General features: G+C 61.4%; 23 protein-coding genes and 1 tRNA gene. 14 read left to right on the forward strand and 10 right to left on the reverse strand.

What is annotated here, in order from left to right:
* Nucleotides 1-97: 97 nt before the first annotated feature.
* The 4 genes from galU to RR51_RS19955 form a co-directional block, all read right to left on the reverse strand.
* Entirely contained in the window at nt 98-937 is an 840-nt protein-coding gene (gene galU, locus RR51_RS19940) for a UTP--glucose-1-phosphate uridylyltransferase GalU (RefSeq protein WP_013973181.1), read from the reverse strand.
* A 302-nt stretch (nt 938-1239) separates the two neighbouring features.
* Nucleotides 1240-2154: a c-type cytochrome gene (locus tag RR51_RS19945; protein ID WP_039614478.1), complete on the reverse strand. Its 915-nt coding sequence runs from the start codon at nt 2152-2154 to the stop codon at nt 1240-1242.
* A complete protein-coding gene (locus RR51_RS19950; protein WP_039614479.1) occupies nt 2151-2801 on the reverse strand; it encodes a c-type cytochrome in 651 nt (216 codons plus the stop codon). The genes RR51_RS19945 and RR51_RS19950 overlap by 4 nt, the downstream gene beginning before the upstream one ends.
* A 77-nt stretch (nt 2802-2878) precedes the next feature.
* Nucleotides 2879-3238, reverse strand: a complete 360-nt coding sequence (locus RR51_RS19955; RefSeq protein WP_015270872.1) for a hypothetical protein — start codon at nt 3236-3238, stop codon at nt 2879-2881.
* Nucleotides 3239-3398: 160 nt separating this feature from the next.
* On the opposite strand from RR51_RS19955, the gene RR51_RS19960 reads away from it, so the two are divergent.
* The 8 genes from RR51_RS19960 to csrA all read left to right on the forward strand — a co-directional run bounded on the left by RR51_RS19960 (nt 3399) and on the right by csrA (nt 9269).
* On the forward strand, nt 3399-3701 hold the full coding sequence (locus tag RR51_RS19960) for a DUF1883 domain-containing protein (RefSeq protein ID WP_004375922.1): 303 nt from the start codon (nt 3399-3401) through the stop codon (nt 3699-3701).
* 7 nt (nt 3702-3708) lie between these two features.
* Nucleotides 3709-3879, forward strand: a complete 171-nt coding sequence (locus RR51_RS31300) for a hypothetical protein (RefSeq protein ID WP_013973186.1) — start codon at nt 3709-3711, stop codon at nt 3877-3879.
* A 43-nt stretch (nt 3880-3922) separates the two neighbouring features.
* Nucleotides 3923-5011, forward strand: coding sequence for an NAD(P)H-dependent flavin oxidoreductase (locus RR51_RS19965; RefSeq protein WP_039614480.1), 1089 nt, complete (start codon nt 3923-3925; stop codon nt 5009-5011).
* 195 nt (nt 5012-5206) lie between these two features.
* Nucleotides 5207-5965, forward strand: coding sequence for a molybdate ABC transporter substrate-binding protein (gene modA / locus RR51_RS19970; protein WP_039614481.1), 759 nt, complete (start codon nt 5207-5209; stop codon nt 5963-5965).
* Nucleotides 5965-6645, forward strand: coding sequence for a molybdate ABC transporter permease subunit (modB, locus tag RR51_RS19975; protein ID WP_039614482.1), 681 nt, complete (start codon nt 5965-5967; stop codon nt 6643-6645). Before modA ends, modB begins: the two co-directional genes overlap by 1 nt.
* Before the next feature lies 1 nt (nt 6646).
* Complete coding sequence (gene modC / locus RR51_RS19980; protein WP_039614483.1) at nt 6647-7738, forward strand: molybdenum ABC transporter ATP-binding protein; 1092 nt, start codon at nt 6647-6649, stop codon at nt 7736-7738.
* 57 nt (nt 7739-7795) lie between these two features.
* Nucleotides 7796-8818, forward strand: coding sequence for a DNA topoisomerase IB (locus RR51_RS19985; protein WP_039614484.1), 1023 nt, complete (start codon nt 7796-7798; stop codon nt 8816-8818).
* 253 nt (nt 8819-9071) lie between these two features.
* A complete protein-coding gene (gene csrA, locus RR51_RS19990) occupies nt 9072-9269 on the forward strand; it encodes a carbon storage regulator CsrA (RefSeq protein WP_004375914.1) in 198 nt (65 codons plus the stop codon).
* A 45-nt stretch (nt 9270-9314) separates the two neighbouring features.
* Here the strand turns inward: csrA and RR51_RS19995 are convergent, their stop codons facing one another.
* The 4 genes from RR51_RS19995 to RR51_RS20010 are packed head-to-tail and all read right to left on the reverse strand — an operon-like array spanning nt 9315 to nt 12610.
* Nucleotides 9315-9668 (reverse strand): response regulator, encoded by a 354-nt coding sequence (locus tag RR51_RS19995; RefSeq protein WP_013973192.1) that lies wholly within the window; start codon nt 9666-9668, stop codon nt 9315-9317.
* 11 nt (nt 9669-9679) lie between these two features.
* The gene (locus tag RR51_RS20000) at nt 9680-11125 is read right to left on the reverse strand and encodes an ATPase domain-containing protein (RefSeq protein ID WP_039614485.1); all 1446 of its coding nucleotides are present in this window, start codon (nt 11123-11125) and stop codon (nt 9680-9682) included.
* Nucleotides 11126-11131: 6 nt separating this feature from the next.
* Nucleotides 11132-12292: a two-component system sensor histidine kinase NtrB gene (locus tag RR51_RS20005; RefSeq protein WP_039614486.1), complete on the reverse strand. Its 1161-nt coding sequence runs from the start codon at nt 12290-12292 to the stop codon at nt 11132-11134.
* A 42-nt stretch (nt 12293-12334) separates the two neighbouring features.
* Complete coding sequence (locus RR51_RS20010) at nt 12335-12610, reverse strand: hypothetical protein (protein WP_024087373.1); 276 nt, start codon at nt 12608-12610, stop codon at nt 12335-12337.
* A 202-nt stretch (nt 12611-12812) separates the two neighbouring features.
* Here RR51_RS20010 and RR51_RS20015 point away from each other — a divergent pair.
* Both RR51_RS20015 and RR51_RS20020 read left to right on the forward strand, forming a co-directional pair.
* A tRNA-Leu gene (locus RR51_RS20015) sits at nt 12813-12897 on the forward strand.
* Between the two features lie 105 nt (nt 12898-13002).
* The gene (locus RR51_RS20020) at nt 13003-13416 is read left to right on the forward strand and encodes a DoxX family protein (RefSeq protein ID WP_015270882.1); all 414 of its coding nucleotides are present in this window, start codon (nt 13003-13005) and stop codon (nt 13414-13416) included.
* A 1-nt stretch (nt 13417) separates the two neighbouring features.
* On the opposite strand, the gene RR51_RS20025 is transcribed toward RR51_RS20020, so the two are convergent.
* Nucleotides 13418-13615, reverse strand: coding sequence for a hypothetical protein (locus RR51_RS20025; protein WP_003257414.1), 198 nt, complete (start codon nt 13613-13615; stop codon nt 13418-13420).
* Nucleotides 13616-13875: 260 nt separating this feature from the next.
* Here RR51_RS20025 and RR51_RS20030 point away from each other — a divergent pair, with 260 nt between their 5' ends.
* From RR51_RS20030 to RR51_RS20040, 3 genes are all read left to right on the forward strand, one after another.
* Nucleotides 13876-14550, forward strand: a complete 675-nt coding sequence (locus RR51_RS20030; protein ID WP_039614487.1) for a polysaccharide lyase family 7 protein — start codon at nt 13876-13878, stop codon at nt 14548-14550.
* A 222-nt stretch (nt 14551-14772) separates the two neighbouring features.
* Nucleotides 14773-15783, forward strand: coding sequence for an alcohol dehydrogenase AdhP (gene adhP, locus RR51_RS20035; protein WP_039614488.1), 1011 nt, complete (start codon nt 14773-14775; stop codon nt 15781-15783).
* Between the two features lie 165 nt (nt 15784-15948).
* A complete protein-coding gene (locus RR51_RS20040) occupies nt 15949-16185 on the forward strand; it encodes a hypothetical protein (RefSeq protein WP_039614489.1) in 237 nt (78 codons plus the stop codon).
* 314 nt (nt 16186-16499) lie between these two features.
* On the opposite strand, the gene RR51_RS20045 is transcribed toward RR51_RS20040, so the two are convergent.
* Nucleotides 16500-17714 carry an aldose 1-epimerase family protein gene (locus RR51_RS20045; protein ID WP_039614490.1) on the reverse strand — a complete coding sequence of 405 codons (1215 nt, stop codon included), beginning with the start codon at nt 17712-17714 and terminating at the stop codon, nt 16500-16502.
* Between the two features lie 217 nt (nt 17715-17931).
* Between RR51_RS20045 and RR51_RS20050 the strand changes: the two genes are divergently transcribed.
* The gene (locus tag RR51_RS20050) at nt 17932-18825 is read left to right on the forward strand and encodes a LysR substrate-binding domain-containing protein (RefSeq protein WP_003257411.1); all 894 of its coding nucleotides are present in this window, start codon (nt 17932-17934) and stop codon (nt 18823-18825) included.
* The last annotated feature ends 20 nt before the right edge of the window (nt 18826-18845 follow it).

The following is an 18845-nucleotide window of genomic DNA, read 5'->3' on the forward strand; positions in this document are numbered from 1 at the left end:
AACCTTGAAGGCCTGCACAATACCTGTAGGAGCGGGCGTGCCCGCGAAGGGCTGCAAAGCAGCCCCAGTTATCAGCTTTGATACAAGTAGCGGCTTATCAGTAAGCCTTGCCAGTCTTGTAGTAGTTCTCGAAGCAGAAGTTGGTCGCGTCGATGTAACCCTCGGCGCCACCGCAGTCGAAACGCTTGCCTTTGAACTTGTAGGCGATCACGCAGCCGTTCTGCGCCTGTTGCATCAGGGCGTCGGTGATCTGGATCTCGCCACCTTTGCCCGGCTCGGTGTTGGCGATGATGTCGAAGATGTCCGGGGTCAGGATGTAGCGACCAATGATCGCCAGGTTCGACGGGGCGTCTTCCGGTTTTGGCTTCTCGACCATGTTGGTGACACGGAAAATGTCGTCACGGATCATGTCGCCGGCGATCACGCCGTACTTGTTGGTTTCCTGCGGATCGACTTCCTGGATGGCGACGATCGAGCAACGGAACTGGTTGTACAGCTTGACCATCTGGGTCAGTACGCCGTCACCTTCCGGGTTCACGCACAGGTCGTCCGCCAGCACCACGGCGAACGGCTCGTCGCCGATCAGCGGGCGGCCAGTCAGGATGGCGTGGCCCAGGCCTTTCATTTCGGTCTGGCGGGTGTAGGAGAACGAGCACTCGTCGAGCAGGCGACGGATACCAACCAGGTATTTTTCCTTGTCGGTGCCCTTGATCTGGTTTTCCAGCTCGTAGCTGATGTCGAAGTGGTCTTCCAAAGCACGCTTGCCGCGCCCGGTGACGATGGAGATCTCGTTCAGGCCGGCATCCAGTGCCTCTTCAACGCCATACTGGATCAGTGGCTTGTTGACCACCGGCAGCATTTCCTTGGGCATGGCTTTGGTAGCAGGCAGGAAGCGGGTGCCGTAACCGGCTGCCGGGAACAAGCATTTTTTGATCATATACGTCCTTACAAAAGGCTAGGCCAGTGGAATTCGGCGCAGTCTAATCAGGCGGCAGTCACCTTACAATGCCCTACCTGTGGCCGATCGATGGGAAGATAGAGATAACCCAGTGTAGATAGTTCCGGGGGATCGTAAATATTGCTGTCATCCATGACCGTTGGATGACAGGAAATCGGGGTTTCCTGTACTGGCCTCTTCGCGGGCAAGCCCGCTCCCACAGGTACTGCACAGCATTCAGAGTCTGTGGTGATCCTTGTGGGAGCGGGCTTGCCCGCGAAGAGGCCAGTACAGGCAATACATCAGCTACCGGTGCCCTGCCCGATCAACACACCATCGACCTTCTGCCCATACAGGTTCACCCCGTCATTGGCATGGAACTTCACCCGTGTCTTCTCGATGGAGCCTTCCACCAGCCGCGGGTCCTGCGGCCGTTCATGGCGATTGACCCAGGCCGCCACATCCCAGGCCTGCTGATCGCTAAGGCTGCCCGGCTTGCCCAGCGGCATGTTGTACTTGATGAACGACGCCGCGGTATTGATCCGGTGCATGCCGGCGCCCCAGTTGTAGGAGTCCTTGCCCCACAACGGCGGCATCACGTACTCGCCCGCCACCTTCTGCCCTTCGCCATTGTCGCCGTGACAAATCGCACACTGCTCGCGATAAACCTGCTGACCGCGCTTGAAGTCGTATCCGCCCTTTGGTTGCGGAACCTCCGGGTACCCGCGCCCGGCAATCTCGACGCCGGTCGGCGCCTTGGTCGAAAGCCAGTACGAATACACCGCCAGCGCCGTCATCTGCGGGCTATCGGCCGCAGGCGGCTTGCCGTTCATGCTGAACTGGAAGCAGCCCTGGATGCGCTCGGCATAGGTGTTGACCTTATCATTTTTCTTGCGGTAGGCGGGGTACATCGGGTACGCCCCCCACATCGGCGCGGAATGCGCCAGCCGCCCCTGGTCAAGGTGGCAGTTGCTGCAATTCATGCCGTTGCCCACAGCCTCGGGCATCAACCTGCGGGTGTCGACGAACAAGGCATGCCCCTCGCGTACCATCTTGCCAAAGGCATTGTCAGGCAACTCGCTTTCCGCTGGTGGCACGAACAGCGGCGCGGCCTGCACGCCAGGCACTTTCAACTGCGACTGGTCTTCCATGGCAATCTGGGCGGCGTGTACGCTGCCCATGGCCAGCAGCAGCAGGGCTGGAATCATTGGTTTCATGGCGTGACCTCCTGGCTGGCGAGACGGGCGAAGAACTCGGCAACGGCCTTGATCTCGTCATCGGTCATGGCCTTGGCCACACCGACCATCAGCTGGTTGGGGTCATTGCTGCGGGTGCCGTCACGCCAGGCGTTGAGCTGCGCCATCAGGTAACTCGCGGGCTGACCGGCCAAGGGCGGGAAATGCTCGCCAACCCCGCCACCGCCCGGGCCATGGCATTGCACGCAGCCAGGAATCTGCCGGCTCCAGTCGCCGTACAGGGCCATGCGAGTGGTGGGATCATCGGCGATCTGCTGGCGACGCAGGTCGCCGGCAGGGTCTGCCGGCAGGCTGGCCAGATAGGTGCTGACCGCCTTGATCTCATCCTCGGTCAGGGCCTTGGCAAGCGGCTCCATCACCGGCTGCTTGCGGCTGCCGCTGCGCCAGTCACGCAATTGCTTGCTGAGGTAAGCGGCCGGCAGCCCGGCCAGACGCGGGAAGCCGGCAGCGGCAATGCCTTTGCCGTCCGGGCCATGGCAACCCAGGCAAGCCATGGCGGCGGGGTTGGCCCCACCCTGGGTGAAGACTTTCTGGCCATCGGCGGCATGCGCCGTGGGCCAGGCCAGGATCAGCAGGCTGCCGACCAAGGCGCGACTCAACGGTGTCATCACGAATCTCCTTTTCTATTGTTATAAGCTTAGGCTTAAAACATATAAGCAAAAGGAGCGTAATCAGTTGCCCTGGATCAACTACCCGAAATGCATTGGGTGGCTGCGGTGCGCACGTCGCCCAGGCGCAGCGGGAAATTGTTCAGCCGCTCGTGCAGCTTGATGCTGCTGCCGCTGCCACGCTTGTCGATATCCACCAGCGCCGCCGGGCCGACGCCCGAACTGATTTTTTGCGGCACGATCAGCCGTAGGCCATCGCCACGCTGCTCTTCCACAAGCGGGTCCCGGGTATCGGCCAGCTTCTGCTTGACGCAATCGGCATACGCACGTGGGGACTTGCCCGAGATTACATCCAGCGTTTCATGCGACTGTTCCAATTCCGTAACACTCACACAGCCACCCAGCGTCATCGCCAACGCCGCCACCATCCACTTCATTTGCAGCACCTCTGCCTTCAAGAATCCGTTTCGACCACAGCCAGGCTGTTTTGCTCCCTGCTTTGGCAGATTTATCTACGCCTGGCGGAACAGCGCGGCAGTGTAACCCGACATCGTGGTATCTTTCGCCTTTGCAGAACCAATCCTTGCGGAGCATCACATGAAATTCGTACACCAGCGCGAGCACCTGAACGAGGACGATATCGTCGTCATCGAGTGCTCCCAGCGCTGCAATATCCGCCTGATGAACGACGCCAACTTCCGCAGCTTCAAGAATGGCGGTCGTCATACCTACCACGGTGGCCATTTCGACAAGTTCCCGGCGAAGATCACCGTGCCAAGCACCGGTTTCTGGAACATCACCATCGATACCGTGACCACCCGCCCGATCTCGGTTACCCGCAAGCCAACCTTGACCCACAAGATCAAGATCGTCCGTCGTTCATCGTCGAAACTCAGATAAGGCAACCATGACCCAGACCACCAAGTACGTCATCAAGTACAAGCTCGACGGCCAGCGCCGCTGGGACTTCGCGTTGATGCCCGACGCCTCCCTCGAACAAGCCCTGGAAGCCCTGCGCAAGATTCACGGCGAAGACGCCGAGAAGATCAGCGACATCCAGGTCAGCAAAGCCTTGTAAGCACCCGCCCCGCCGCACCGCTCGCCCGCGCAAGGAGAATCGCATGAGCCACTGGCCCGACCGCCGCATCCTCGACCTGCTGGGTATCGAGTTGCCCATTCTGCAGGCCCCCATGGCCGGTGCGACGGGCTCGGGCATGGCCACTGCCGTGGGCCTGGCGGGCGGTTTGGGCGCCCTGCCCTGCGCCATGCTCACGGCCGACCAGGTTCGCGCCGAGATCGCAGCCTTCCGCGCCGGCTGCCCGGGCCGCCCGTTGAACCTGAACTTCTTCTGCCACCAGCCGCCAGCGCCCGATGCCGAGCGCGATGCACGCTGGAAGCAGGCGCTACAGCCCTATTACAGCGAAGTGGGAGCCGACTTCACGGCGCCCACGCCGGTGTCCAACCGGGCGCCTTTCGACGAACAGAGCTGCCAGCTGGTCGAGCAACTGCGCCCGGAGGTGGTGAGCTTCCACTTCGGCCTGCCACATGCCGACCTGCTGCAACGGGTAAAGGCCAGTGGTGCCAAGGTGCTGTCCAGCGCCACAACCGTAGAGGAAGCCGTGTGGCTGGAGCATCACGGCTGTGATGCGATCATTGCCATGGGCTATGAGGCGGGCGGCCATCGCGGCATGTTCCTCAGCGACGATATCACCAGCCAGATCGGCACCTTCGCGCTGGTGCCACAGGTGGCCGATGCGGTCAGCGTGCCGGTGATTGCCGCCGGCGGCATTGCTGACCACCGCGGCCTGTTGGCGGCATTGGCCTTGGGGGCTTCGGCAGTGCAGATCGGAACGGCGTACCTGTTCTGCCCCGAGGCCAAGGTGTCGCCGGCGCATCGCCAGGCCCTGGACAGCGCACCTGCCAGCGACACGGCGCTGACCAACCTGTTCACCGGCCGACCGGCGCGTGGCATCAACAACCGCATCATGCGCGAGCTGGGGCCGATGAGCGATTTGGCCCCGCGCTTCCCGCTGGCCGGTGGGGCCTTGATGCCTTTGCGGGCGATTACGGATCCGCAGGGCAATAGCGATTTCAGCAACCTCTGGTCGGGGCAGGCGCTGCGGCTGGGCAGGCATATGCCGGCGGGTGAGTTGACCCGGGAGATTGCCGAAAAGGCGCTGGCAGTGATCGGCCGCCAGGCGTCTGCATAAGCAGGTTCGGCCTCTTCGCGGGCTTGCCCGCTCCCACAGGTCCACCACTGGTTTTGAATGCTGCGCAGTACTGTGGGAGCGGGCGAGCCCGCGAAGGGGCCGGACCTGGCCATGCATCATCCTGCCCCCTTCCCGGCCCATGGCCGATCGCTATATAGTTAAGGATATAACGATAAGCCCCAAGGAGCTGTCTTCATGCGTATCCGCCCGCCCCACTTGGCTGCCACTGCCCTGACCAGCCTGCTTGCCTTCAGCACTGCCTGGGCCGATGAAGTCCAGGTCGCGGTCGCAGCGAACTTCACAGCCCCTATCCAGGCCATTGCCAAGGACTTCGAGAAAGACACCGGCCACAAGCTGATCGCTGCCTATGGCGCCACCGGCCAGTTCTACGCACAAATCAAGAATGGCGCGCCGTTCGAGGTATTTCTCGCTGCCGACGACAGCACCCCCGCCAAGCTCGAGCAGGAAAACGCGATTGCCCCGGGCTCACGCTTCACCTACGCCATCGGCACCCTGGCGCTGTGGTCGGCCAAGCCCGGCTATGTCGACGCCAACGGCGAAGTGCTGAAGAACAACCAGTTCAAGCACCTGTCCATTGCCAACCCGAAAACCGCGCCCTACGGCCTGGCCGCCACACAGGTGCTGGACAAGCTGAAGCTGACCGAAGCCACCCGGCCCAAGCTGGTCGAAGGGCAGAACATTACCCAGGCGTTCCAGTTCGTATCCACCGGCAACGCCGAGCTGGGCTTTGTCGCCCTTTCGCAAATCTACAAGGACGGCAAGGTCGAAAGCGGTTCGGCCTGGATCGTTCCCTCGTCCCTGCACGAACCCATCCGCCAGGACGCGGTAATCCTCGAAAAAGGCAAGGACAACCCCGCCGCCAAGGCCCTGGTCGACTACCTGAAAGGCCCGAAAGCCGCGGCAGTGATCAAATCCTACGGTTATGAAATCTGATGCCACTGGATACCAGTGACCTGGGTGCCATCTGGCTGACCGTGAAACTGGCCAGCATGACCACCCTCATCCTGCTGATCGTCGGCACGCCCATCGCCTGGTGGCTGGCGCACACGCGCTCGTGGCTGCGCGGGCCGGTGGGCGCGGTAGTGGCCTTGCCGCTGGTGCTGCCACCCACGGTGATCGGCTTCTACCTGCTGATCGCCCTCGGCCCGCATGGCTGGCTGGGCCAGGCGACCCAGGCGCTGGGCCTGGGCAGCGTGGTGTTCAGCTTCACCGGCCTGGTGATCGGCTCGGTGATCTATTCCATGCCGTTCGTGGTCCAGCCGCTGCAGAATGCCTTCGGCGCCATTGGCCAGCGCCCGCTGGAAGTGGCCGCGACGCTGCGCGCCAGCCCCTGGGACACCTTCGTCCACGTGGTGCTGCCGTTGGCCCGTCCGGGCTTCATCACCGCCAGCATCCTCGGTTTCGCCCACACGGTGGGCGAGTTCGGCGTGGTGCTGATGATTGGCGGCAACATCCCCGACAAGACACGCGTGGTCTCGGTGCAGATCTTCGACCATGTCGAGGCCATGGCCTATTCGCAAGCGCACTGGCTGGCCGGTGCCATGCTGGTGTTCTCGTTCCTGGTGCTGCTCCTGCTTTACGCAGGACGCCGCGGCAAGGCTGGCTGGAGCTGAAATGAGCGCATCGATTGTGGCGCGCCTGCAACTGGCACGCGACGACTTCACCCTGGACGTAGACCTGCACCTGCCCGGCCGCGGCATCAGTGCGTTGTTCGGCCACTCCGGTTCTGGCAAGACCAGCTGCCTGCGTTGCCTGGCGGGGCTGGAACGGGCCGCCAGCGCCTACATCGAGGTCAACGGCGAAGTCTGGGAAGACAGCGCCCGCGGATTCTTCCTGGCACCACACCTGCGCCCGGTAGGCTACGTGTTCCAGGAGGCCAGCCTGTTCCCGCACCTGTCGGTACGCGGCAACCTGGAGTTCGGCTGGCGCCGGGTGGCCGCTGCCGAGCGCAAGGTCAGCCTAGACCTGGCCTGCCAGCTGCTGGGTATCGGCCACTTGCTGGCACGCCGGCCGGCGACCTTGTCCGGTGGCGAGGCGCAGCGGGTGGGCATTGCCCGCGCCCTGCTCAGCAGCCCGCGCCTGCTGTTGATGGACGAGCCACTGGCTGCACTCGACGGGCCGCGCAAACGCGAAATCCTGCCCTACCTGGAACGCCTGCACGACGAACTGGACATCCCGCTGGTATATGTCAGCCATGCCCAGGAAGAAGTGGCGCGGCTGGCCGACCACCTGGTGTTGCTGGAGCAAGGCCAGGCAGTGGCCAGCGGCCCGATCGGCGAAACCCTGGCCCGTCTCGACCTGTCGCTGGCCGAGGGCGAGGATGCCGGCGTGGTGTTCGAAGGCCTGGTGGTGGCACATGACGCGCACTACGACCTGCTCGACCTGCGCCTGCCCGGCAACGACGGGCCGCTGTTGCGTATCACCCACCCTGCCCAGGTGATGGGCAGCACCTTGCGGGTCAAGGTGCAGGCGCGTGACGTCAGCCTGGCCCTGGCAGCCGACAGCACTTCGAGCATTCTCAACCGCTTGCCGGTGCGCGTGCGCGAAAGCCGCCCGGCCGCCAACCCGGCCCATTTACTGGTCAGCCTGGATGCTGGCGGCAATGCCTTGCTCGCGCGCATCACCCGCTTCTCGGCAGACCAGCTCGACCTGCACCCGGGCCAGGTGCTGTTTGCCCAGATCAAGTCGGTGGCGCTGCTGGGCTGAGCATCGGCCCCATCGCTGGTGTCCATTGATCAGTGACCTGATCGAGGCCTGCCAACCATGCTTGACTGCCCCCTGCCGCGCACCCTGCACTACGTCGACGACAGCCAGCCGGGCCTGACCCGGCGGCGCTGGAGAGGGCGCTTCATCTACCTGGATGCCGACGGCCAGCGGGTGCGCGACAGCGATACCCTCGCCCGTATCGCTGCACTGGTAATCCCCCCTGCCTATACCGAGGTGTGGATCTGCGCCGACCCGCAGGGCCACCTGCAGGCGACAGGTCGCGATGCCCGTGGCCGCAAGCAATACCGCTACCACGCGCAGTGGCGCGAAATACGCGACCAGCACAAGTACGGGCGCATGCTGGCGTTTGCCCAGGCCCTGCCGAAATTGCGCGCACAGCTGCACGACCACCTTGCCCGGCCAGGCCTGGACCGGGAAAAGGTGATGGCGCTGGTGATCAGCCTGCTGGACCACACTCTGATCCGCATCGGCAATCAGCGCTACCTGCGTGACAACCAGTCCTATGGACTGACCACCCTGCGCAACCGCCATGTCGAGGTGAAGGGCAGCAGCATCCGCTTCCAGTTCCGCGGCAAGCGCGGCGTCGAGCACAACGTCAGCCTCAACGATCGGCGCCTGGCCAACCTGCTCAAGCGCTGCATGGAACTGCCCGGCCAAGCGTTGTTCCAGTACCTGGACGACGACGGCCAGCGTCATAGCGTCGGCTCCAGCGAGGTCAACCAGTTTCTGCAGCAGCTGACCGGTGCCGACTTCACCGCCAAGGATTACCGCACCTGGGCCGGTAGCAGCCTCGCCCTGGACCTGCTGAGGCCCTTGGCCTGGGAGCCCGAGAGCGAAGCCAAGCGCCAGGTCGCCGCCATCGTCCGCCAGGTAGCATCACGCCTGGGCAATACACCGGCAGTGTGCAGGCGCTGTTACATTCACCCGGCTGTACTTGAACACTATGCCCTGGGGCGCCTGGCCAACTTGCCGAAGAACCGTGTGCGCAAAGGCCTGGACCGTGAAGAAGTAGCCTTGCTGTTATTTCTTCAGGCACTCGAGGAACAGGATGACCATTAACCCGGTCTATTCAGACCATGATGCGAAGAAATTTCCCATTGGCCGCCAAGCCCCCTATTCTTGCCACCGAGCACCTTGGCCGACAAACCGCTGGCGGTTTGCTTCGGCACCTGCGACTGAAGACACGCAACAGAATTTGTCTGTCGGGGAATTACTATCCGCCGAAAGCGTCTTTAATGAGAAGGAAGAGGGACAAGCTCCCGCCGCCGTGGCAACTAGCCCGACGGACTTTTACATCACCAAGGAGAACTACATGCTGATACTCACCCGCAAGGTTGGCGAAAGCATCGTCATCAACGATGACATCAAAGTCACCATTCTGGGCGTCAAAGGGATGCAGGTGAGGATCGGTATCGATGCACCGAAAGACGTCCAGGTCCATCGAGAAGAGATTTTCAAGCGTATCCAGGCCGGCAGCCCGGCCCCGGAAAAGCACGACGACTCGCACTGAGCGACCTGCCTCAAGCCGCACGGACGCGCCTGATCGCCCCGCGCTTCAGGTGCCTAGCAGTTCGTGCACCTTGGCGATCATACAGTCCATGTCGAACGGTTTGTCGAACACCGCGGCGAACAGTTCCGGGCATCCCTGATTGGCCTGCGCGCCACTCATGAGGATGACCGGCAACTCGCTCAAGGCCGGGTCTTCACGCATCGAGCGCACAAGCTCCTCACCGTTGAGCAGTGGCATCATGTAGTCGGTGATGACCAGCTGAACGCGCTTTTCCTTCAGTGCCTCCAGCGCCTTGCAGCCGTTGCTCGCCTTTTCCACCAGAAAACCCTCGTCCTCCAGGGCAAAACCGAGGATGTCGGCAATCAGGTACTCGTCATCGACGATGAGGATGGTGTTCATCGCCCGCCCCGTCACCCGCTTCCCTGCGGCACCGGCGTTCCCGAAAGCACACCGCAAGCACCTTCGAACGCCTTGCGCAGGGTAATGCCCTGCGGCCCGATCAGCAGCTCGTGCAAGGCAGGGTCATGGTGGCTGTCACGCACCTTGAGGATCGACAGCATGCGCCGCAGCTGCGAATCCAGCTCGACGAAGCGCATCAGCATCAAGTTGTCGACGATGCTCGACAGGTCCGGGGCCGGGGCGCTGATTTCCGCGCCGAAAATGTCGCGCATTTCCCAGGTCAGCATCACGCTGACATCGCGCGCGCGCAGTTCGCCGACCAAGGCGCGGAAAAACGCATTGAGCCGCGCGGGGTCGATGGCCAGGCGGCTGAACGCCCCCAGGCTGTCGATCAGCACGCGCTTGCTGCCTTGCGCTTCGACCCGCTCGAGCAGGCGCGCACCGACCTGGTCCAGCAGGCCCTCGGTAGTCGGTTGCCAGCAAAGCTGCAGGATGCCAGCCTGCTCCATGGCTGCAAAATCGTAACCCAGCGACGCGGCCTTGATACGCAGGCGCTCCGGCGTTTCGTAAAAGCCGAAATGCAGCCCCGGCGCCTGCAGGCTGCTGGCACCGAGAAATGCCAGGCCCAATGACGTCTTGCCAATACCCGAGGGCCCGATCAGCAGGCTGACCGAGCCCGTGGCCAGGCCGCCACCGAGCATATCATCCAGGGTCGCCACCCCGCTGCCGATGCGCTCCAAGGTGGCGCTGCCCGCCTGGCTGGGGTGGCTGAACAGTGACTCCAGGCGCGGGTATACATGCATGCCGGTTTCATCGATGAGGCATTCATGGCGCCCCGACAACGCCGCACTGCCCCGCGTCTTGCGCAGCTGTATATGACGCACGGCGCGGCTGCCAAACAGTTGCTCGCCCAGTTCGATCACCCCGTCGACCATCGTGTGCTCCGGGCTACCCTCTTCCAGGCGGGCGCTGGTCAGCAGCAGCACGGTGCAGCCCGCAAAGGCCGCATGGCCCTGTAGTTCAGAGACGAATTTCTTGGTATCCAGCGCGGTTTCCGCACGCACCCGGGCATTTAGCACGCCATCGACGATCAGCAGGCTGGCCTGCTGGCGGGCGATTTCCTGACGCAGCAGCCGTACCACGGCGTCCAGGCCTTCCTGCTCCAGGGTATCGAAGGCACTGACGAACTGGATCGGATCACCGACCAGCGCCGGGTCGAAGAACTCCAGGGTCGCCAGGTACTGGAACAGCCGCTCGTGCGACTCGCTGAGCAACGTGGCCACCAGCACCCGGCCACCACCGCGCACATGCCCGCAGGCCAGCTGATTGGCGAGGATGGTCTTGCCAGCCCCCGGCGGGCCCTGAATGATGTAGGACGCGCCAGCCACCAGGCCACCCTGGAGCAACGCATCGAGCCCATCGATCCCCGTCACCAGCCGCCTGAGTGCCTGTGCCATGGTGTTCTACCTGTCGAGTTGGCTGTCCGTCTGGCCCTGATAGATTGGCAAGTAAAGCTGCATGCAAGTTCCCCGGCCGGGCTCACTGTCGACGCAAATGGCACCACCGCTCTGCCTGGCAAAACCATACACCTGGCTGAGGCCCAGGCCAGTCCCCTTGCCAAAGGGCTTGGTAGTGAAAAATGGTTCGAAGATCCGCGGCAGTACCGCTGGCGCGATGCCCTCGCCGCTGTCTTCGACCTCGAAACGCACAAACCCGCCGTGCAGGCCCTCCACCTCGCCGGTCAGTTCGACCACATCGACGGTCAAGCCGATCTGGCCCTGCCCCGTGATGGCATCGCGGGCATTGAACAACAGGTTGAGCAGGACCATCTGCAATTGCCCGGCATCCACCTCGATCAGGGGCAGGTCCGGTTGCAACAGCACCTTCAGGTCGATCGAACCAGGCAGCGCATGCTCCAGAAGACCACGGGTGGCAGTTACAAGGTGCGCCGGGGCGACGCAAGCCACATCAAGCTTGCGATGGCGGGCAAAGCTGAGCAGCTGCTGGGTCAGTTCGGTGCCCCGCTGCCCGGCATCGAGAATATGCTGCAGCATGCGCTGGGCGCGTGCCGGGTCCTGGGTGGCCAGCGCCAGGCGCGCCGAGCTGATGATGATGGTCAACATGTTGTTGAAATCATGCGCCAGGCCACCGGTCAACTGGCCCAGGGCCTCCAGCTTCTGTGCCTGGAACAGCTGGGCGCGCACCGCGTCCAGTTGCAGCGCCGACTCGCGGCGGTCGGTGATGTCCCGGGTCACCTTGGCCAGGCCGACAATCTGGCCCTGGTCATCGCGAATCACATCCAGGGCGGCCAGCGCCCAGAACTGCGTGCCATCCTTGCGTACGCGCCAGCCCTCATCCTGCGCCACGCCCTGCTCCAGCGCCTGGCGCAGCAAGCGCTCCGGGCGGCCCTCGGTGCAATCCTGCGGGGTGAAGAACAACGAGAAATGCTGGCCGATCACTTCATCGGCTCGGTACCCCTTGATACGTTGCGCGCCTGCGTTCCACGACACCACATGGCCGGAAGGATCGAGCATGTAAATGGCGTAATCCACCACCGACTGAACCAGCTGTTCATAGCGGTGGGCAGGCATGACAGGGTGATCGAGACGGTCAGCTGAAACCATGCGAACTCCACCGGCACAGCAGGAGGGAAAACATTGCGAGGTTCAACGCCCAGGCTCAACCAGCACAGGGCTGATGCGCCGAGGCATCGCCACTTTCAGCAGCCACAAGCCGACCAGCAGGATAAGCCCGCCACCGGCCAGGGCCATCAGCCGCTGCGGTTGAGAGTGTTCGGCATCGAACCCCAGCATCAGCAGATAACCGCCCAGGCTGATCAGGCTCAGGTAGAGAAATGCCGCCAGCACGACGACCAGCACGAACAAAAGTCGCCACAACAGCCGTGGGTGCACGATACGCTCGGAAGTATCGGACAGAGTCATCACCGCACACTCTTTGGATCCAATAAAAGGGCAACAGTGGCGTAATGACAGCAAGGTGTCAATTGCCCATTCGATCGACCCTTCATTCTGTTGATCATAGGCGCTGTGGTTGACTCAACTATAACAATGGGTTATAAAGCGCGCTTGATTGCGAGGCCCTTCTGCTTAGAAGCGAGCTGGTCGTTACGGCCCCTTCAAGCGTGCGAGTGTGGTGGAATTGGTATACACAGCAGACTTAAAATCTGTCGGCGTGAGCCTTGCGGGTTCGAGTCCCGCCACTCGCACCAAATTTCTTCGCAAAAGGCGCCCTCGCGGCGCCTTTTTGCTGCCCGCCTGCAAGGTGTTGCGCAGCTGCTAGAGTGGAGCTTGAACCCGTCCACTGGAACGCCGCCATGCGCTACTCCCTGTTCGATGGTCAACGCGACATCATTATCCTGATTGCCCGTGTGCTGCTGATGATCCTGTTCGTCTTGTCTGGCTGGGGCAAGCTGACCGGGTTCGAAGGCACGGTCGGCTACATGACTTCACTGGGCGCTCCTGCCCCCATGCTGGCAGCGGCAGTAGCCGTGCTCATGGAATTCGCCGTCGGCATACTGCTGATCCTCGGATTCTACACCCGGCCGCTGGCCTTCCTGTTTGCGTTGTTCGTACTGGGCACGGCGCTGCTGGGCCACCCGTTCTGGAACATGGTCGACCCTGAGCGCAGCGCCAACATGACCCAGTTCCTGAAAAACCTCAGCATCATGGGCGGCATGTTGTTACTGGCGGTTAGCGGCCCCGGGCGTTTTTCGGTGGACGGGCGCTGAGTCAGTCGTCTTCGCAGTCGTCGAACCAGGCTGGGTGATCACGCTCTTCTTCATCAAGGTCATCCAGCGTTTCTTCGTCTTCCTCGATGTCATCCTCGACGCCTCGGGCATCGGCTTCTTCTTCAGTGTCGTCGTAGAGGAATTCGTGATCAAGCAGGTGATCATGTTCGGGTTCGTGCAGGTCATCTTCGTCGCGCATGCTGACTCCTGGGCTGGTGGCAGGCCTGTATAGGCGGATCGGCTGCACAGGTCAATGCATTACCGCTTAATGCTGGGTTAACCGGCCGGACCCAAGCTGCAGGCTCTCCCTTCAAACGTTGCTTGCCCGCCATACCCGGCGGGCTTTTTTATTGCTGCCACTCCCCCTCCGTCCCGTGCAGTGAAATCACATGGAACCCGGCCCATGCTGGCCACCCTCGCAAGTGATGCAGGACCTTTGTTTTTTCAAGGAGAGCCTTCATGACTGTAAACATCGACACCTTGATCATTACCACGCCTGTACCTAAATCCGAAACCGACCCGGTCGCTCTTGAACTGACCGGCGCCCAGGCGCTGGCCACGCTACCCGACGTGGTTGCCCGCCTGGATGATGGCTCGGTGCGCCTGACCGCCCCGACCAAGGGCGCCTCCAGCAAAAGCACCCACCGCACCCGCTGTGAATGGAAGGAGCCCGTCTATTGGGCACTGAACAGCGCCGCCCAGCATCGCAACCACCAGACCATGGTCCTGGAGAAGGTCAACCTGGCGCAGAAAGTGGTGATCGCTCAGCTGCATGTCAAAGACGACGACAGCCCACCAATCAAGGTGTTCTGGAACAAGGCCAGAATAACCGTCGGATTCCGTAGCGAGTTCAACCAGATCAGTCCAGCCAACAGTACGGTACTGACTGACGTCCCTCTGGGGGCTCGCTTCGCCGTCACCATCGAGGTAACGCGGGCGGGTGCCTGCACGGTCAGCGCCAGCTGTGATGGCCGCACCAGCACGACCTCGGGGCTCCAGTTCAACGATACCTGGGCCACGCGAACACTGAACTTCCATGGCGGGGTGTACAACCAGGTGGACTACACCGATACCACGCCAGCCGAGGATGCTTCGGTGTGCGTCATCAGCCAGCTTGAGCTGAGCCATGCATGACAAGTCCATCACCTGAGCTTCACAAAATGCTGACATCCCGCTGGGCACACTGAACCTGCTCCCTATGTTCTTACAGCCCGCCGCATCGTTGCCGCGGGCTTTTCTTTTTGTGGCATGCACAGTGGCTCTGACCATGACCTGAGGCAGTTTTACCGTATCGGCCCAGGGCTATGCTTAGCCGGCGATAAGCAAGCCCATTCGGAACAGGATACGGAGGCTCGTATGAAAGCTGCTGTTGTTGCACCAGGCCGTCGCGTGGAAGTGGTGGAGAAAACCCTGCGCCCCCTCGAGCACGGTGAAGCGTTGCTGAAGATGCAATGCTGCGGTGTGTGCCACACCGACCTGCATGTGAAAAATGGCGACTTCGGTGACAAGACCGGTGTGGTGCTAGGTCACGAAGGCATCGGCGTGGTCCAGGCAGTAGGGCCAGGCGTCACCTCGCTCAAACCGGGCGACCGCGCCAGCGTGGCCTGGTTCTACCAGGGCTGCGGACATTGCGAGTATTGCAACAGCGGCAACGAAACCCTGTGCCGCGAAGTGAAGAACTCCGGCTACACCGTGGACGGCGGCATGGCCGAAGCCTGCATCGTCAAGGCCGACTACTCGGTCAAAGTGCCCGACGGGCTCGACTCCGCTGCCGCCAGCAGTATTACCTGCGCCGGCGTGACCACCTACAAGGCGGTGAAGATCTCCAACATCCGCCCCGGCCAATGGATCGCCATCTACGGCCTCGGCGGCCTGGGCAACCTTGCCCTGCAATATGCCAAGAACGTCTTCAACGCCAAAGTGATCGCCATCGACATCAATGAAGAGCAACTGCGCTTCGCCAGCGAGATGGGCGCTGACCTGGTCATCAACTCACGCACCGAGGATGCCGCCAAGGTCATACAGGCCAAGACCGGTGGTGCCCATGCCGCCGTGGTTACCGCCGTTGCCAAGGCCGCCTTCAACTCGGCCGTTGACGCCCTGCGTGCGGGTGGTCGCCTGGTTGCGGTCGGGCTGCCGTCGGAAGCCATGAACCTGAATATCCCTCGTCTGGTGCTGGACGGCATCGAAGTGATCGGCTCGCTGGTCGGTACCCGCCAGGACCTGCAGGAAGCTTTCCAGTTTGCGGCGGAAGGGAAAGTAGTGCCGAAGGTCACCCTGCGACCGATCGAGGATATCAACCAGATCTTCGATGAGATGCTGGAGGGCAAGATCAAAGGGCGGATGGTGATTCAGTTCGAGGGGTGATGACCCATGTGCGCTGGCTGTTGGTGCAGCGCACACTACTCTGAAATGGGCGCGCCTTAGGTCCTGGTTTCAGGTAAGCGCTATGCTTGATACACGATTTTATCCAAGTCGTGGTTTGTAGTCGGTTCGCAAGCAGAAGACTGGCTAGCACATCGGAGTGAACGTATGGGCATCCGCAGCTTGGCGAAAAACCTGCCACCCGACCCGGGCAATGACGGCTGGGTACTTGGATGGGGCGTACTGAGAGACCGGCATCCCTGGCATTTCGTCGATGTGTTTGCCGACCAGAAGGCCGCCAGGGCCGAGGCGGTGCGCCGCGGGGCTGGCTATGTTGTGGAGTTCGGCTCGCACCGCCTGGGATCGGATGAATTCGTTTGTGGGATATCCCCGCCTGAAGGCTAGCGTTTGAATGGGCGGAGCGGCGGGCGATGGATCCCAGGGCCGTAGGCGACAGACAGCTATCGACCCAGAGCGGAAATCTGTAAGCAGGGCCGCTTCGCGGCCCATCGCCGGCAAGCGCGGCTCCCACAGGTACAGCGCATGCCTGAAGGCTGGTGATATTCCTGTGGGAGCCGGCTTGCCGGCGATGAGGCCGGTACTGACTACAGAGCTTTGGATCAGTGTCCGCCGTGGGTCGAAAGCAGCCTTTCAGCAAAGGTATGAAACCAACAACATAGATCTGACTAGTCGACAGGGCCGGCATGCCCTGGTCGGCGTTACCCCTTGGTCAGATCAACCAATGGCGTCTGCCGCACCTCGGTTTCGCGCCCACCTTGTATCTCGCCAACCTGCTTCAAGGCCTTGTCCACTGCCACCTTGTCCGCCAACAAGCTGTAGCTGATGTGGAACTGCCTGTGTTCCTTCGGCCCGATTGTCGGCACTAGGTTCAGTGGCCGCTGGTAACGGCGGTTGTAGGAAAAACTCGTCCCCGGCTCGAGCCCGGTCACATAACCCTGGCCTTGTGTATCGGTATTTTTCCACAGGGAAAATACAGGCAATGTCCGAGTATTGAAGCCGACCGAAACGCCCAGCTTGCCAGCCTTGTCATGCAACACAGTCAACGTATTGCCCTGGTCATCGGCATACGGCACCACGTTGTAAACCGTTTCGTCATAGTCCTTGGTCGGCGCTCGGTAGGTTTGCCAGTCGGGCAGATCTGCCCTTGCCTTGTCGTTGAATGGCGACACCTGTTTCACTGGCGCGGCAAAACGAGCGCCCTGCTCCAGAAACGGGGTGCTGAAGTTACTGTGATAAAGCGCCTGGTATTCCTTCGGATAGTCACCGTTGTTGGTCAAGGTGTCGTTGAGGGCGAACTTCACGCTGCCGGGTTCGGTGACCAGTTCGGTCACGACGGAGAAGTCGACTTTCTTGAATGCCTGCTCTTTCAGTACACCACGCAAGGTAATGGCGTAAGGGGGCTTCTCATCAATGTGCAGGGTGACTTGGTTCGCAGGAATGTTGGCAGCCCGACCGTGCAGGGTCAGCAGTTCGCCGTTGTCGATGCCAGGGTGGCCGACCCATTCGTAACCGCAGCGGGTGACCAGCTCATTGAAACCTTCCAGCCAGCCCAGGCCATTGCGCCCGTTGAGGTCGATGACGGACGGGTTGACCACTTCCTTGACCGGCGAATCCCAGCCCATGCGCACATTGCCGACCGACGCCTGCAAGACGTTCATTCCACGGGTCGGCACGACCGAAAGTTTCATCGTACCGTTATCGATGTCGACGATGCTGACACCCTCTTGCCGACCGCCGTGCAAGGTGCGCAAGGTAACGCTGAAGGGCTTGTCGGTTTTTACACCAAGTTGCTGGCTGGTGATCTGCCAGTTCTGGGCGGCTTTGTCGGTGTCGAGCAGAACGTAATCCCAGGCCATGGTGTTGGAAGCCGCAGTCAGGGCGCCAAGTGCAACGAAGAATTTGAGGAGGGGCATAACAGGTTGCCTTTCTTGGAGTTGTTCCCCTTTATAGACACGAAGAAACGTTTCAGCAAGCTAGCCAAGCGATGCTTTCGAGTGGCACGGGTTTCTTTAGCTATTTTCGGGGAGTAGCCTCGACACAGTGAATCTTTCGAGCCCGATCAGGTTATCAACCTTGTGAAGGCATCAGAGAAACAGAAAAACTGCACAACTCGATAGAATTTTCATTGCCATGCCAGACGGTTTCCCTGATTTGCCCTCGCTGAACGCGTTGCGTGTTTTTGAAGTGGTGGCTCGCCGCTTGAACTTCCGTTTGGCTGCCGAGGAACTGGGTGTGACCCAGGCGGCAGTTGCCCAGCAGATACGCGGGCTGGAAGCAAGCCTGGATCTGCGTTTGTTTGAACGCCTACCCCGCGGTTTGGCGTTGACTGATGCAGGCCTGGGCTATAGCGGGAGCATTCGAAGTGCACTGGCCATGATCGACGAGGCAACACGCCTGCTTCGGCCACAGACTTCTCACCTGACAGTCAGCGTTACACCTACCTTCGCCTCAAAATGGCTGATTCCCAGGCTCGGCAATTTTGCGCAGAGTCATCCAGACATCGATTTGCGTGTGCTGGCAACCGATCGGCTGTCGCACTTCAGCACCGATGGTGTGGATATCGCTGTCCGTTATGGCAAGCCCGAGTTCGGAGCGGGCTTGAATAGCGAACTGCTGATGGAGCAGCTAATCGTTGCGGTGGCCAGCCCAAAGCTGTTCGAAGGCAGCGAAATACCTGCAAGCTTTGCGCAATTGCAGGATTTCGTCATGTTGCACGACGCCCATAATTTCTGGCCTCAGTTCCTTGCAGAGCTGTTCCCACAACACATGCAGCCCACAGCCAGAAACCTGCGTTTCAATCAGACCTCATTAGCCATTGAAGCGGCAATCAGCGGCCAGGGCATTGCCCTGGCCAGCCCTGCGTTCGTCGGTGATGACATTGCCGCAGGCCGGCTGATGCAGGTTTTTAGCCAGCAACTCAGGATCGACAAGTCGTTTTATCTGGTCTGGCCACGCAAGATGAAACAGCCGGACTCGTTGAGCGTGGTCCAACGCTGGCTCAAGCAACAAGCTGCCGATAGTTAATCTATCGTAATAGTGAAGTT

The sequence above is a fragment of the Pseudomonas sp. C5pp genome (assembly GCF_000814065.1).
Classification (GTDB): Bacteria; Pseudomonadota; Gammaproteobacteria; order Pseudomonadales; family Pseudomonadaceae; genus Aquipseudomonas; species Aquipseudomonas asiatica.

Coding starts and splice junctions, on each gene's coding strand:
- galU (WP_013973181.1), bottom strand. CDS start 937: ATGATCAAAAAATGCTTGTTCCCGGCAGCCGGTTACGGCACCCGCTTC.
- RR51_RS19945 (WP_039614478.1), bottom strand. CDS start 2,154: ATGAAACCAATGATTCCAGCCCTGCTGCTGCTGGCCATGGGCAGCGTA.
- RR51_RS19950 (WP_039614479.1), bottom strand. CDS start 2,801: ATGACACCGTTGAGTCGCGCCTTGGTCGGCAGCCTGCTGATCCTGGCC.
- RR51_RS19955 (WP_015270872.1), bottom strand. CDS start 3,238: ATGAAGTGGATGGTGGCGGCGTTGGCGATGACGCTGGGTGGCTGTGTG.
- RR51_RS19960 (WP_004375922.1), top strand. CDS start 3,399: ATGAAATTCGTACACCAGCGCGAGCACCTGAACGAGGACGATATCGTC.
- RR51_RS31300 (WP_013973186.1), top strand. CDS start 3,709: ATGACCCAGACCACCAAGTACGTCATCAAGTACAAGCTCGACGGCCAG.
- RR51_RS19965 (WP_039614480.1), top strand. CDS start 3,923: ATGAGCCACTGGCCCGACCGCCGCATCCTCGACCTGCTGGGTATCGAG.
- modA (WP_039614481.1), top strand. CDS start 5,207: ATGCGTATCCGCCCGCCCCACTTGGCTGCCACTGCCCTGACCAGCCTG.
- modB (WP_039614482.1), top strand. CDS start 5,965: ATGCCACTGGATACCAGTGACCTGGGTGCCATCTGGCTGACCGTGAAA.
- modC (WP_039614483.1), top strand. CDS start 6,647: ATGAGCGCATCGATTGTGGCGCGCCTGCAACTGGCACGCGACGACTTC.
- RR51_RS19985 (WP_039614484.1), top strand. CDS start 7,796: ATGCTTGACTGCCCCCTGCCGCGCACCCTGCACTACGTCGACGACAGC.
- csrA (WP_004375914.1), top strand. CDS start 9,072: ATGCTGATACTCACCCGCAAGGTTGGCGAAAGCATCGTCATCAACGAT.
- RR51_RS19995 (WP_013973192.1), bottom strand. CDS start 9,668: ATGAACACCATCCTCATCGTCGATGACGAGTACCTGATTGCCGACATC.
- RR51_RS20000 (WP_039614485.1), bottom strand. CDS start 11,125: ATGGCACAGGCACTCAGGCGGCTGGTGACGGGGATCGATGGGCTCGAT.
- RR51_RS20005 (WP_039614486.1), bottom strand. CDS start 12,292: ATGGTTTCAGCTGACCGTCTCGATCACCCTGTCATGCCTGCCCACCGC.
- RR51_RS20010 (WP_024087373.1), bottom strand. CDS start 12,610: ATGACTCTGTCCGATACTTCCGAGCGTATCGTGCACCCACGGCTGTTG.
- RR51_RS20020 (WP_015270882.1), top strand. CDS start 13,003: ATGCGCTACTCCCTGTTCGATGGTCAACGCGACATCATTATCCTGATT.
- RR51_RS20025 (WP_003257414.1), bottom strand. CDS start 13,615: ATGCGCGACGAAGATGACCTGCACGAACCCGAACATGATCACCTGCTT.
- RR51_RS20030 (WP_039614487.1), top strand. CDS start 13,876: ATGACTGTAAACATCGACACCTTGATCATTACCACGCCTGTACCTAAA.
- adhP (WP_039614488.1), top strand. CDS start 14,773: ATGAAAGCTGCTGTTGTTGCACCAGGCCGTCGCGTGGAAGTGGTGGAG.
- RR51_RS20040 (WP_039614489.1), top strand. CDS start 15,949: ATGGGCATCCGCAGCTTGGCGAAAAACCTGCCACCCGACCCGGGCAAT.
- RR51_RS20045 (WP_039614490.1), bottom strand. CDS start 17,714: ATGCCCCTCCTCAAATTCTTCGTTGCACTTGGCGCCCTGACTGCGGCT.
- RR51_RS20050 (WP_003257411.1), top strand. CDS start 17,932: ATGCCAGACGGTTTCCCTGATTTGCCCTCGCTGAACGCGTTGCGTGTT.